Source organism: Pseudoalteromonas sp. CO348, assembly GCF_004208845.1.
GTDB classification, from domain to species: Bacteria; Pseudomonadota; Gammaproteobacteria; order Enterobacterales; family Alteromonadaceae; genus Pseudoalteromonas; species Pseudoalteromonas maricaloris.
This window is the reverse complement of record NZ_SGPI01000021.1, coordinates 73,770-87,333: the sequence shown is the minus strand read 5'-3', so window position 1 is coordinate 87,333 and position 13,564 is coordinate 73,770. Positions and strand designations below refer to the sequence as shown.

The window sequence follows — 13,564 nt, the reverse complement described above, 5'->3', positions numbered from 1 at the left end:
CCTATATAGTGATACTATAATTCCTGACTATTTTACTCAAGTTTTGGCAAACAGCAATGCGTGCCAGTGACTTAATGACTTATAATACACATTCTTTGTGAACATATGCCGAATAGCAGTCAAAGTGTAGAACATCATGACAGGCGGTCATGCTTATTTTAGCCATGTATCCCAAGATTCTATCGCTGCTTAAAGCTTGGCATTATGTATGCAACAGGTGTTGTTAAAGTGAGTAGCAAGCTAAAACGCCGATGCTAAACTAAATATTGATAAGCATTGGACGAAACGTCATTTTGAGGTAACTAATGGAAACTATTGACAAGATTAAACAGCAGATCGAAGAAAATCCAATCATCCTATATATGAAAGGGTCGCCAAAACTCCCTAACTGTGGTTTCTCTTCGCAGGCATCTCAGGCTTTGATGGCGTGTGGTGAGCAGTTTGCTTATGTTGACATTTTATTAAATCCAGACATTCGTGCTGAACTACCACATTATGCGAACTGGCCAACTTTCCCTCAGCTTTGGGTAGAAGGTGAGTTAATCGGTGGTTGTGACATCATCATTGAGATGTTCCAAAAGGGTGAGCTTCAACCTCTTATTGCTGAAACAGCAGCTAAATATAAGAAAGACGAAGCAGCAGCGGAATAAGCTAACCGCTTATGGCAGAGTCGATACTCTGCCATGCTTTATTTTCTAAAAATCTTCTAGGGCCTGTTGACCTTTGCTGTTTGATTTTTGTTCTCCTGAGTGTGTTTTGATCGCGACGCTCGACTTGTCGCCTAGTAATCTAGGCAAAAGTTGAGCAACAATGAACAAAGCGCACTCAGGGGAACCCAAAGGGCAGCGCTTGATTGGCATTTCTACTGTGTTATCGCCTAACTTACATAGAATAACTATGCTACGCAGGCTCTGCCTTGTATAAATACCAATCAAACTGCTGCAAAAACAAACTTGAAAGGTCAACAGGCCCTAATATCTTCCTACCTACTTTTCTTAGCAAGTCTTTTTGTCTGATGTTTGGTTGAAAACCAGCAAGTTCATTGAATTTAAGATATCTACACTTTCATTAACGCTATTCGCGTTTATCTAACTCAGAGCTACTCGCTTATTTTTATCAACTCAAGTTGACGTTAGCGTCAAGCTAAAAACGCGCTCTGTTTTGCATACCTATATAAACAGTGTAATCGAACGTGCTTCGATATTGAGTTCTACAAAATCCAAAAAGTGAATAATTATTCATTTTTATCTTGGTTTACGTTTACGTAAACGTTTGCTTTTGGTTGTGTTCCGTTACGTTTTTATTGGTGTGATACCGGTGTCATTCTACAAATTTATATTCACTATTTTCAAAGTGGTAAATTTATTGCGATTTTGGCTAACTTGTCTTACCAATGAGAAATATTCAAGTTTATGAATATGTATTCATATTTGTGTTGACTCTACTTTCAATCAAGGCTAATTTTGAATATCTGCCAGCATTTCGTCGTACCGTCATGGGCTGGCCGTTGTAGCAAGGGGAGGAGTCTATGTTATACGACTCAAAATTAGAAAAAGATAACTGTGGATTTGGCTTGATTGCGCATGTAAGCGGTCAGCCAAGTCACAAATTGATCCGTACAGCAATCATAGGTTTGGACCGCATGCAGCACCGAGGTGGTATTTCTGCAGATGGCAAAACCGGTGATGGTTGTGGACTGTTATTACAAAAACCGGATAGTTTTTTCCGTGCCGTCGCAGCTGAAAACGATTGGCATGTGGGCAAAAACTATGCGGTAGGTATGCTATTTTTAAATCAGGACCATGAGCTTGCAGCTGCGGCTGAGAAAGTGATCAGTGAAGAATTAGAAAAAGAAACACTGACGCTCATAGGTTGGCGTGAAGTACCCACCGATCCATCTATGCTTGGTCCTATTGCTAAAGCACAATTACCGCAGTTTAAACAGGTTTTTGTCGGTGCGCCTGAAGGGTGGCGTCCTAAAGATTTAGAGCGTCGTCTATATATAGCAAGACGACGCATTGAAAAGCGTTTAGAGCAAGATGAGCAGTTTTATATTTGTAGTTTGTCTGGTTTAGTGACTATCTACAAAGGCTTAATGATGCCAGCGGATCTACCGAATTTTTATACGGATCTTGCTGATATGCGGATGACCAGTGCGATTTGTGTATTCCATCAGCGCTTTTCAACCAATACACAGCCTCGATGGCCGTTGGCGCAACCGTTCCGCTATTTAGCTCACAATGGTGAGATCAATACCATTGAAGGTAACCGTCAGTGGGCGAGGGCACGTGCTTACAAGTTCGCGTCACCGTTGTTACCAGACTTGCAAAATGCGGCTCCGTTTGTCAATGAAACGGGTTCTGACTCGTCTAGTTTAGATAACATGCTAGAGCTATTTTTAGCTGGTGGCATGGACTTATTCCGCGCTATGCGTATGTTAGTACCACCTGCATGGCAGAAAAATCGCGCCATGGATGAAGACTTACGCGCATTCTATGACTTTAACTCCATGCATATGGAACCGTGGGATGGACCAGCTGGCATCGTGATGTCTGATGGGCGCTTTGCTGCCTGTAATTTGGACCGCAACGGTCTTCGTCCTGCCCGTTATGTGATCACACAAGACGGCTTTATTACGCTTGCCTCAGAAGTGGGCATTTGGGATTACGCGCCAGATGAAGTTATCGAAAAAGGTCGCGTGGGTCCCGGTGAATTACTGGTGGTTGATACCTTACATGGCAAGATTTGGCAATCCGATGAAATCGATCAAGATTTGAAATCCAGGCATCCATACAAAACTTGGCTTGAGCAAAACGTTAAGCGTTTAACGCCATTTGAAGCACTAGATGAAAAAGCGGCTGGCAAGCGCGATCTTGACGATGAAACCTTGTTGACCTATCAGAAGCAGTTTGGTTATACCAACGAAGAGCTCGACCAAGTTATTCGCGTGATGGGTGAAAATGGCCAAGAAGCAACTGGTTCAATGGGTGACGATACACCATTTGCAGTGCTATCTGAAGGACACCGCTCAATATTTGACTACTTCCGCCAAAAGTTTGCTCAGGTAACGAACCCGCCAATCGATCCGTTACGGGAAAATCATGTAATGTCACTGGCGACTTGTATTGGTCGCGAGCAAAACGTTTTCAACGAAACCACAGGTCATGCTAAACGGTTGCAGTTTGCCTCGCCGGTACTGACTTATTCTGATATGCAGCAGCTATTAACCGCCGATGATGACCATTACTGTGCGTGTAAAATCTCATTGATTTACGAGATTGAAGAGTCTTTGCAAGATGCAATCAAGCGTATTTGTGATGAGGCTGTTGCAAAAGCAGGCTCCGGGTGCGTGATGTTAGTGCTCAGTGACCGAGAAATTGCTGCAGGCAAGCAAGTTATCCCAGCGGCGATGGCCGTGGGGGCAGTACAAAGGCGACTAGTGGATGGCAACCTGCGCTGCGATACCAATATTTTGGTTGAAACAGGTAGCGTGAGAGATCCGCACCAGTTTGCTGTTCTGTTAGGTTTTGGCGCAACAGCGATTTATCCTTATTTAGCCTACGAAACCCTTGTGGCAATGTGTGATAAGAAGATCATTAAAAAGTCTTACCGCGAGGTGACTCTGTCTTATCGCGGCGCGATTAACAAAGGTTTATACAAGATCATGTCGAAGATGGGGATCAGCACCATTGCTTCCTATCGTTGTTCGATGTTGTTTGAAGCCGTCGGTTTATCCGATGAGGTGGTTGAATTGTGCTTCAAAGGCGTTGCAAACCGGATTAAAGGTGCGTGTTTTGACGACTTTGCCTTGGAGCAACAACAACTCAATAAATTGGCATTTAGCAAGCGTAAACTACTATCACACGGTGGATTATTAAAGTATGTGCATGGTGGTGAATACCATGCCTATAACCCTGATGTCGTGCAAACTTTGCAGACCGCAGTTCGTTCGGGTAGCTATCAAGACTACGTTAAATATGCGGAGCTGGTAAATAACCGTCCAATTACGAATTTGCGAGATATGCTTAAGCTTAATACGGCGCAACAAGCAATCGATATCAACGACGTTGAGCCTGCGACTGAGCTATACAAACGTTTTGACTCAGCCGCAATGAGTATCGGGGCTTTATCACCGGAGGCGCATGAGGCGTTAGCGATTGCGATGAATCGCCTCGGCGGTTGCTCTAACTCTGGTGAGGGTGGTGAGGATAAGCTACGTTTTGGTACAGAAAAGAATTCGCGTATTAAGCAAGTTGCTTCTGGCCGATTTGGTGTGACACCACATTATTTGCGTTCAGCTGACGTTATTCAAATCAAAGTTGCGCAAGGGGCAAAGCCGGGCGAGGGTGGTCAGCTGCCGGGTGAAAAAGTCACCCCTTATATCGCGAAGCTACGCTATTCGGTTCCTGGTGTTACTTTGATTTCGCCGCCGCCGCATCACGATATTTATTCGATTGAAGACTTAGCTCAGCTTATTTTTGACCTCAAACAGGTCAACCCTGAAGCGATGATCTCGGTCAAACTGGTTTCAGAACCAGGTGTTGGCACGATTGCGACTGGTGTTGCTAAAGCGTATGCCGATCTCATTACCATTGCCGGTTATGACGGTGGTACTGGGGCGAGTCCGCTGACATCGGTAAAGTATGCAGGTAGCCCATGGGAGCTTGGCCTTGCTGAAACGCAACAGGCGTTGGTTGAAAATGGTCTACGCCACCGCATTAGGTTGCAAACAGATGGCGGCTTAAAGACCGGATTAGATATTATTAAAGCAGCAATTTTGGGTGCTGAGAGCTTTGGTTTTGGTACCGGCCCTATGGTTGCGCTTGGCTGTAAATACCTGCGGATCTGTCACCTTAATAACTGTGCAACCGGTGTTGCTACGCAAGATGATACGTTGCGTCAAAAGCATTATCACGGATTGCCAGAAATGGCGATGAACTACTTTAAGTTTATTGCACAAGAGGCTCGTGAACTGATGGCGGCTTTGGGAGTCACAAAACTCACCGATTTGATTGGGAGAACGGATTTACTTGAAGCCATTGAAGGTAATACTGCGAAGCAGAAAAAGCTCGACTTAAGTCCGCTTCTAGCGAAGCCGAACAATCCGTCAAATGAAGCGCTGTACTGCACGCATACTAATCCGTCACATTACAGTGGTGCGTTGAACGAAAGCTTGCTTGCGAAAGCGAAGACGGCAATCGACGAAATGACAGGTATCTCGCTGGTGAGCCGTATATCCAATACGGATCGCTCTATCGGTGCAATGTTGTCTGGTTATATCGCCAGCAAGCATGGTAACCAAGGTATGGCAGCGGATCCAATCGCACTTGAGTTACATGGTACAGCAGGGCAATCGTTTGGGGTTTGGAACGCCGGTGGCCTTGAAATGACATTAGTCGGTGATGCTAACGATTACGTTGGTAAAGGGATGGCTGGTGGAAAGCTAGTCGTACGTCCTCCTGTCGGCTCAAGCTTTGCCTCTCATCAGGCGGCTATCATTGGTAACACCTGTTTATATGGCGCGACCGGCGGCAAATTGTTTGCTGCAGGCCGAGCAGGCGAGCGCTTTGCTGTGCGTAACTCGGGTGTACAAGCGGTTGTTGAAGGGCTTGGTGATAATGGCTGCGAATACATGACGGGAGGCGTGGTGTGTGTGCTTGGTCAAGTTGGCGTTAACTTTGGCGCAGGCATGACCGGCGGTTTTGCCTATGTACTTGATGAAGAAAGTGATTTTGATAAGCGGATCAACCCTGAGTTGGTCGAGCTGGTAGACCTCAAAGCGCTGGCATCGCACCAAGAGCATCTACGCGGTTTGATTGCAGAGCATCTAGATTTAACGAGCTCAACTCGAGCTGAGCAGATCTTAGCTAACTTTGAGTTGTATTTGCCAATGTTTAAATTGGTAAAGCCAAAGTCGAGCGATTTAAACAGTTTACTTGGCCACCGAGCGCGTAGTAGCGCTGAGCTAAGAATTCAGGCGCAGTAGGAGAGAGCAATGAGCGAGAACGTTTACCAATTTATCGATGTACAACGTGTAGATCCGCGCAAAAAGCCTATTTCTACGCGTAAGCAATCTTTTGTTGAAATTTATGAGCCATTTTCTGAGCAGCAAGTTCATTCACAGTCCGACCGTTGTTTAGATTGTGGTAACCCGTATTGTGAATGGAAGTGTCCAGTTCACAACTATATTCCGCAATGGCTCAAACTTATTCGTACCGGCAGAATCATTGAGGCAGCGGAGCTATCTCACCGTACCAATAGTTTGCCTGAAGTGTGTGGTCGAGTATGTCCGCAAGATAGGCTCTGTGAGGGGTCGTGTACGCTGAACGAAGAGTTTGGTGCAGTGACCATAGGAAATATTGAAAAATATATTACCGATACGGCGTTTGCACAGGGCTGGAAGCCTGATCTTTCTTACGTTACTTGGACCGATAAGAAAGTCGCAATCATAGGTGCGGGCCCGGCGGGACTTGGTTGTGCGGATATTCTAGTGCGAAACGGCGTGCGCCCAGTGGTGTATGACCGCAACCCTGAAATTGGCGGTTTGCTGACCTTTGGGATCCCGTCATTCAAATTAGAAAAATCGGTAATGGAAAACCGTCGCGAGATTTTCACCGAAATGGGCGTTGAGTTTAAACTCAATACCGAGGTTGGTCGTGATGTTTCAATGGACGAGTTATTGTCACAATACGACGCGGTATTCTTAGGTGTGGGGACGTACCAAAGCATGAAAGGCAATCTTGAAAATGAAGATGCCGATGGTGTTTATGATGCGCTACCATTTTTGATTGGTAACACCAACCGAGTTATGGGCTATGACGAAAGTCAGCATAACTATGTGAACATGGCTGGTAAGCGCGTGGTGGTACTAGGTGGTGGTGACACAGCGATGGACTGTGTTAGAACGTCAGTCAGACAAAATGCGCAATCCGTGATCTGTGCTTATCGTCGTGATGAAGAAAACATGCCAGGCTCAGTTCGAGAAGTTAAAAATGCCAAAGAAGAAGGGGTTGAATTTAGATTCAATTTACAGCCGGTTGGTATTGAAATTGGCAGCTCTGGCAAAGTCACGGGCGTTAAAATGGTGAAAACACAATTAGGTGAACCCGACAAAAATGGTCGCCGTAGTGCTGAAACCGTGGAAGGCTCTGAGCATACACTAGAAGCCGACGCGGTGATCATGGCATTTGGTTTTAAGCCTCACAACCTTGATTGGTTAGCACAATACGATGTCGCAATAAATCACTGGGGCGGTATTGTTGCACCAGAAAAAGGCGCATTTACACATCAAACAAGTAATCCTAAGATCTTTGCCGGTGGCGACGCGGTACGAGGTTCTGATTTAGTGGTAACGGCGATTTTTGAAGGCCGCAACGCTGCTGAAGGCATTTTGGATTATTTAGAAGTTTAACGCTTTTGTCGTTCACAAACCCCAACTACATTCGTTGTAGCTGGGGTTTTTTTATTTGAATTTTGCGTAGGGACTGTTTATCTTTTAAGTTTGTTTTTGCAGCAGTTTGATTGGTGTTTATACAAGGCAGAGTCTGCGTAGCATAGTTGTTCTATGTGAGTCAGGCGATAACACAGTAGAAATGCTAATCAAGCGCTGCCCTTTGGGTTCACCTGAGTGTGCTTTGTTCATTGTTGCTCAACTTTTACCTAGATTACTAGGCGGCAAGTTGAGCGTCGCGACCAAAACGCACTCAGAAGAACAAAAATCAAACAGAAAAGGTCAACAGGCCCTTGTTAGCCACTAACTTAATTTTACTCAACATATATTTATCAATAGTATTAAGGAAAGATCATGAATGAAACAATAAACTCAGGCGCTGATGCGGTCACTGCAAAGATAGCGAGTGTAAACGATTGGCGTGCAGTGGTATTGCAGCAGATAAGAAGTCTGATCCTAAGTGTTGATAAAGAGGTAGAGGAAGATATCAAATGGCGTAAGCCAAGCAACCCAACAGGTGTGCCCGTCTGGTCAAAAGCTGGCATGATCTGCACAGGTGAAGTATACAAAGATAAGGTCAAACTTACCTTTGCATACGGTGCAAAATTTGAAGATGAGCACCAGTTATTCAATACTGGATTTGCTGGTAACACTCGACGGGCGATTGATATAAAACAGCAGGACACCATCAATGAAGCCCATTTTTGTACATTGATCCGTGCAGCAATTCAATTCAACCTTGAAAAATAAAACGTAAAACGGTCTGATTTAATGTAGCATTCATGGAACCGCTTTGGGTAAAGTTGGCTCAAAGCTTGGTGGCAAAGCTTCAGGGTTTCAATGTGGCGTCCTTGTGACGTTCGCATTAAGCTCGATAAAAGAAAAATAAAAAGGAATGAAAAATAAAGAATGCACAAAACCAAAATAACGACGAATTTATATCTCTATCAATTTCCTCCTTTTGCTGGGGATCATGTTGGCTACAATATCTATGCATTTATTCACAACAATACCGCCATGCTGCTTGACACTGGCTTTGAAGCGCATGGACAAGCTGTTCGCGAAGATCTAAACAGTCTCGATATCACCATAATACAAGTTTTATTTTCACACTTTCATCCGGATCATATCTCTGGGTTGCCAGCGCTTGCAGGACCAAAACTGTTTGGAAATCATCATTATAAAAACACATTAGATAAGTATACTGCTAAAGAGAAGCATCACTATTTTGAGGGGCTTAATGAGCTGCATGAAAACTCTGTGCTACATTTCGGTGAGTTCGAGCTTAAATTTGAGTTGATTACTGGACATGTAGAATGTGGTTTATACACCATCATTAATGATAAATATATTCATGTAGCTGATGATATCATGACATCAAACGAGGGAGAGGCGCTTCTGCCTGCGGTCCATATTAGTGGAGCTCGAGCACATTTTAATTCCCTAGAAAAATTAAAAAAGTATGCCGATCTCACTTTACTGCTCTCTCATGGTAATCCAATTTCTGGTATGGAACCAATTTTAACCGCAATATCTCAAAGGCAAAGTTATTTAGAGGCGATAGCCCAAAGCGAGTCACCATTGAGTCTTGAAAACGCCTTAGCTGGATGTACGGCGGAGTTTTTGCATACAGAGTGGCATAACTACGTTTACCGTTAATCATGTTACATCACATAAAATTGCCTTTCGTATTTGCTAACAGGCTATGTTTATGGGTTGTCTACAAACATAACCTGTCAGGAATGATAATAGGTGCTGAATGTTTTACGCACTTTGTACTTGTAATAACTCCTTTGCACTGGCTCTTGTCGTGTCACTTATTTTATCCCCACCAATTAACCTTGCTATTTCATCAATGCGTTGGCTTTCTGCCATTGGGGTCATTTTGGTAAAGGTTTCGCCATGTTCTACCCGTTTTGCGACAAAGAACTGGTTGTGACCACTGCATGCCACTTGCGGCAAGTGGGTAACACAAATAACTTGCGTGGACTGACCAAGTTGGCGTAGTAATTTACCTACGGTTGCAGCCGTTGGACCTGAGATCCCAACATCAACCTCATCGAAAATCAAAGTGGGTGTCGTAACACGTGTTGCGATAATCACTTGAATGGCTAAGCTTATCCGAGATAGCTCACCACCCGAGGCAACTTTGCCCATAGGCTGTAAAGGTTGTCCTGGGTTAGTCGAGACGTAAAATTCAATGTGGTCATACCCAACAGGGCTCGGTTTGGCGCCAAGATTAGGCGTTAACTGGATCTCAAATTGACCATCACCCATCGCAAGCTCTTTCATACTTGCCGAAATACGTTCGTTAAGAGATGCACTGGCTTGCTGGCGGCTTTGACTTAATCCTAGTGCAGCTTGGTTATAAGCGTTGATGGCTTCAGCAATTTCTTCTTCTAGTGCATCCAATCGTGCAGAATCAGAGCTAATAGACTCAAGCTCGTGTTGCAGTGCTTGATGGTGCTGATATAGCAATTCAGGTTGAACTTGATGCTTTCTAGCTAAATCTAGAGCTTGAGAGAGTCTATCTTCTAGCTCTTGTAGTCTCATTGGATCTTGTTCGACTGAATCGGAATAACTGCGGATCTCTCTACTTGCTTCTTCCACTTGTACTGCAGCTTCTTCAAGCACTTGCGCAATATTCTCAAGAGTTTTGTCAAAACTGGTGAGTTCAGAGAACACTTGTGCACTTTGTTGTAGTTGCGATAACACAGTCTGCTCATCATTTTCATAAAGGCGAGAGAGCTCACGGTGGCATTGTTCTAAAATGGTTTGGCTATGGCTTAGGCGCGAATGTTCGGTCTCAATATCTTCATATTCGCCTTCTTGTAGGGCAAACTCGTCAAGCTCCGCTACTTGGTACTCAAGAAGTTGTTTTTTTGCGGCTTGTGCCTGTTGTGACTTTTGTAGTTCGGCATATTCTTTTTGCAGCTTATGGTAGTGATTATATTGGCCCTTAACTGCTTGTAGCAACGTCGTGTGGCTTGCGTAAGCATCAAGCAAGTGCAGTTGATATTCTGGTTTTAGCAGTAGCTGATGGGCGTGTTGCCCATGAATAGCAATAAGGTGTTGCCCAAGCTCCTTTTGTTGGCCAGCAGTGACAGGGGAGCCATTGATGTAGCTTTTACTACGCCCACTTTTACTAATAACACGACGAAGAATACATTCATTCTCTTCGTTATCTAACATATGCTCCGTTAGAAAGCGTTTGGCAGCAGGAAGATTTGAAACATCAAACTGAGCAGAGATATCTGCTTTGTCGGTACCTGGACGAATAGCAGAAGGATCAGCACGCTCACCGAGACATAAAGAAAGCGCATCGATTGCAATAGACTTACCCGCGCCAGTTTCACCTGTAATTGCGGTCATGCCGCAATGCCAGTCAATATTTAGCGCACTAACAATAGCAAAATTTTGAACATTTAAAGCTAAAAGCATACTGTACACCCTAACAGAAAATTACTGTTAATTTATACAGTATTTTATTGTTTAGCAACTCAAATCAAAAAATTTTACTAAAAATAATAGCAAGATTAACCTATGGCGTGCTCTTTTACTAAGGCTGCTTGCATTTGTTGGTTGGATGGCTCTGAATCACCTAGCTCTTGCGAATCCAGCACATCTTCATCTTGCTGTATTGCTGGTGTATCAGGTGTTTGAATGCGTGCAATGAGAGCTGGAAGCATCTCGCGATAGAAGTCACGATTATAGGCAATGCCCGCCGTGGGTAATTCAGCAACAAAATATTGTAATTGCTCAGCAAGCAAATCCATATTGCCATTTGAGCGACACTTATTGAGCTCGTTTGTCACTGAATAGATAAATAACTCAGACACTTTTTCCAGTTGCGCCAAGTTCTCTTCCGAGTGCGTTTGAACAACAAAAAAGTTGCCAACAATTGCATTGATCTGCGGTGCGTATTTTGGCCTTAAAATCTTCGCTTCAACGAACTCAGTAACTTTAAGCTTAAAGTTGCTACTAATCACTTTTAAACGATCGTTAAAGGCTTTTTTTTCCGCTTCACGGGCTTTTCTTCTATTATTTTCAATCACTAAATACACTGAAAGTATAGTGATAAGCAGCGCCAATGTGAAAAATACAACGTAAGCCATTTTATTGTTATTTACCTAAATTAGAAAATTTAACCAAGGTTATTTTGCGTAACTTTGCGTGCTTAGTAAAGCCTACTGCCCCAATTTAATTTCTGTCTAAGAACATTGTAGTAGGAGTAGCATTTGGGATGGATCAATCTTAGTCTTTTCTCCGCTTTTTTGATGATAACTTCGTCACCAGGTAGCACTGCCAGTACAACATGACTGTCACAACTTACTTGTAAGCTATCGGTGTTTTCTTGACTTAACTTGAGTTTGACTTCCTTTTCTGCGTCCACTACCAGAGGCCTGCTAGATAAAGTATGCGGAAACATAGGCACCAGTGAAATAGCGTCGAGTTCGGGGGTTAAAATAGGCCCACCACCCGAAAGCGAGTAAGCGGTTGACCCCGTTGGCGTCGAGACAATTAAACCGTCTGAGCGCTGAGAAAATACAAAGTCGTCATCGATAAAAGCCTCAAATTCAATCATATGCGCAACTTTATCAGCGTGTAATACGGCTTCGTTCATTGCTAAATTTGCACTTTTAAGTTGGTGATGTCGGTATACTGCCACCTCCAACAGAAATCTCGACTCTTCAATAAATTGGCCGCTCAACACCGCTTCTAGCTGCGGTTCGAAGCCTTCGGGGTTCAAATCTGTCAAAAAGCCTAAGTTACCGCGGTTAACTCCAATCACGGCGACATCAAAACGAGCCAGTACTCTTGCTGCGCCAAGCATGTTACCGTCACCACCAACAACAATAGCAAGATCGCAACGTTTACCTAGTTCAACTAACTCGACAACAGCGTCTTCGTCTAACGACTTTATTTGCTCCGCAACGCGATCTTCTACGAGTACTTCATATCCTAATGCTTGCAAAAATGTGTAGAGTCGTTGTAAGGTCGTCCCCGCGCCTTCGTGGTTGGGTTTGCCAATTAAGCCGATGGTGTTAAACGTGGTCGTCATTCAGTCATTTGTCCTTGGTATCTTTGTTGCAAGATTATATTAAAAGCGTAGCGCTTGAAACTGGCAATTGACACCCATATTAAAATAATTATGAAACTAAATCCCAGAGATGAACAAATTCTGTGTGCGGTCATGCGCCATTATTGTAATGGTGAAGGGCAGCCTGTTGCATCCAGCAAAATAGCAAAGCAGGACGGCCTTGCTATTTGTTCTGCAACCGTACGCAATGCAATGGCAAGACTTGAAAGTCAAGGCTTATTGTATTCGCCGCACACGTCAGCTGGCCGCGTGCCCACCGATCAAGGTGTAAAATTCTGGCTACAGGAGTTTTTTCCTCTGGCTGATGTTGCCGTTCATTGGCAACCTGATCAATCCGCAATAGTCTCTTTTGCACATTTATTGAGCCAAAACTTTCAGGTCTGTTGCTGCGTGGGATTACCACAAGTTAGCAGCAAACAAATGTTCCGTGTGGAAGTGCTCGATTTTGATCGTAAAAATTGGCTGGTTCTGCTGTTAGACAGAGCGGGGCAGTCACACAATATTTGTATTGATAAACCCGTAGATGACTCCGACGCGTTGCGATACCAGTTTGCGGCTTGGATGAATACCGTATTCAGTCAACAAACTTTAGTTGAAGGGTTGCACCGAATGCGCGCCATGGCGCACAGTGCACCACCGAGTTGTCATCATATTTTGGCCCAGTGGACCAAGCAGTTAAGTCAGCAATTAGGCTCAGATAATGCGATTGTTGTCGGCGAGCGTTACTTATATAACCGCTTAGAGTTGGATAGAGAGATTAATCTTGGCGTCGGATTTTTAGACCAAGTTGAAGACCGCTTGGCGTTTAAAGACGGTGTATCCGTGTTACTTGGTGAAGAGCTAAGCATGCTCGGTTTACATCGCGTAGTGGTGCTCAGTGTACCGTATTTCTCCAAAGGAGAATATCAAAGTCGCTTTTGCGTCATTTGCCCTGCGGATTCAAAGATCGAAGCCATCTTGTCAGAATTCAAAAAATTGCCGCAATAAAGGGTTGAAACTCTCATTTCAATCCC

General features: G+C 44.1%; 9 protein-coding genes. 6 read left to right on the top strand and 3 right to left on the bottom strand.

Annotated elements, in window-relative coordinates; translation table 11 throughout:
* Positions 1 to 305: 305 nt before the first annotated feature.
* The 5 genes from EXT48_RS10625 (at position 306) to EXT48_RS10600 (ending at position 9,109) form a co-directional block, all read left to right on the top strand.
* Positions 306 to 650 carry a Grx4 family monothiol glutaredoxin gene (locus EXT48_RS10625; protein ID WP_010375406.1) on the top strand — a complete coding sequence of 115 codons (345 nt, stop codon included), beginning with the start codon at positions 306 to 308 and terminating at the stop codon, positions 648 to 650.
* A gap of 878 nt (positions 651 to 1,528) precedes the next feature.
* Positions 1,529 to 5,986 (top strand): glutamate synthase large subunit, encoded by a 4,458-nt coding sequence (gltB, locus tag EXT48_RS10615; protein ID WP_130164448.1) that lies wholly within the window; start codon positions 1,529 to 1,531, stop codon positions 5,984 to 5,986.
* Positions 5,987 to 5,995: 9 nt separating this feature from the next.
* Complete coding sequence (locus EXT48_RS10610) at positions 5,996 to 7,411, top strand: FAD-dependent oxidoreductase (protein ID WP_130164447.1); 1,416 nt, start codon at positions 5,996 to 5,998, stop codon at positions 7,409 to 7,411.
* A gap of 393 nt (positions 7,412 to 7,804) precedes the next feature.
* Complete coding sequence (locus EXT48_RS10605) at positions 7,805 to 8,200, top strand: DUF1801 domain-containing protein (protein ID WP_130164446.1); 396 nt, start codon at positions 7,805 to 7,807, stop codon at positions 8,198 to 8,200.
* A gap of 159 nt (positions 8,201 to 8,359) precedes the next feature.
* Positions 8,360 to 9,109 carry an MBL fold metallo-hydrolase gene (locus EXT48_RS10600; RefSeq protein ID WP_130164445.1) on the top strand — a complete coding sequence of 250 codons (750 nt, stop codon included), beginning with the start codon at positions 8,360 to 8,362 and terminating at the stop codon, positions 9,107 to 9,109.
* Positions 9,110 to 9,214: 105 nt separating this feature from the next.
* Here EXT48_RS10600 and recN read toward each other — a convergent pair whose 3' ends face one another.
* The 3 genes from recN to nadK form a co-directional block, all read right to left on the bottom strand.
* Positions 9,215 to 10,891, bottom strand: coding sequence for a DNA repair protein RecN (gene recN, locus EXT48_RS10595; protein WP_130164444.1), 1,677 nt, complete (start codon positions 10,889 to 10,891; stop codon positions 9,215 to 9,217).
* 95 nt (positions 10,892 to 10,986) lie between these two features.
* Positions 10,987 to 11,565 carry a hypothetical protein gene (locus EXT48_RS10590; RefSeq protein ID WP_130164443.1) on the bottom strand — a complete coding sequence of 193 codons (579 nt, stop codon included), beginning with the start codon at positions 11,563 to 11,565 and terminating at the stop codon, positions 10,987 to 10,989.
* 62 nt (positions 11,566 to 11,627) lie between these two features.
* A complete protein-coding gene (nadK, locus tag EXT48_RS10585) occupies positions 11,628 to 12,512 on the bottom strand; it encodes an NAD(+) kinase (RefSeq protein WP_130164442.1) in 885 nt (294 codons plus the stop codon).
* A 90-nt stretch (positions 12,513 to 12,602) separates the two neighbouring features.
* Here nadK and EXT48_RS10580 point away from each other — a divergent pair, with 90 nt between their 5' ends.
* A complete protein-coding gene (locus EXT48_RS10580) occupies positions 12,603 to 13,538 on the top strand; it encodes an HrcA family transcriptional regulator (RefSeq protein ID WP_205992066.1) in 936 nt (311 codons plus the stop codon).
* The last annotated feature ends 26 nt before the right edge of the window (positions 13,539 to 13,564 follow it).

What these genes read in the sequence shown, in the direction of transcription:
- EXT48_RS10625 (WP_010375406.1), top strand. Translation starts at nt 306, where the DNA reads ATGGAAACTATTGACAAGATTAAACAGCAGATCGAAGAAAATCCAATC.
- gltB (WP_130164448.1), top strand. Translation starts at nt 1,529, where the DNA reads ATGTTATACGACTCAAAATTAGAAAAAGATAACTGTGGATTTGGCTTG.
- EXT48_RS10610 (WP_130164447.1), top strand. Translation starts at nt 5,996, where the DNA reads ATGAGCGAGAACGTTTACCAATTTATCGATGTACAACGTGTAGATCCG.
- EXT48_RS10605 (WP_130164446.1), top strand. Translation starts at nt 7,805, where the DNA reads ATGAATGAAACAATAAACTCAGGCGCTGATGCGGTCACTGCAAAGATA.
- EXT48_RS10600 (WP_130164445.1), top strand. Translation starts at nt 8,360, where the DNA reads ATGCACAAAACCAAAATAACGACGAATTTATATCTCTATCAATTTCCT.
- recN (WP_130164444.1), bottom strand. Translation starts at nt 10,891, where the DNA reads ATGCTTTTAGCTTTAAATGTTCAAAATTTTGCTATTGTTAGTGCGCTA.
- EXT48_RS10590 (WP_130164443.1), bottom strand. Translation starts at nt 11,565, where the DNA reads ATGGCTTACGTTGTATTTTTCACATTGGCGCTGCTTATCACTATACTT.
- nadK (WP_130164442.1), bottom strand. Translation starts at nt 12,512, where the DNA reads ATGACGACCACGTTTAACACCATCGGCTTAATTGGCAAACCCAACCAC.
- EXT48_RS10580 (WP_205992066.1), top strand. Translation starts at nt 12,603, where the DNA reads ATGAAACTAAATCCCAGAGATGAACAAATTCTGTGTGCGGTCATGCGC.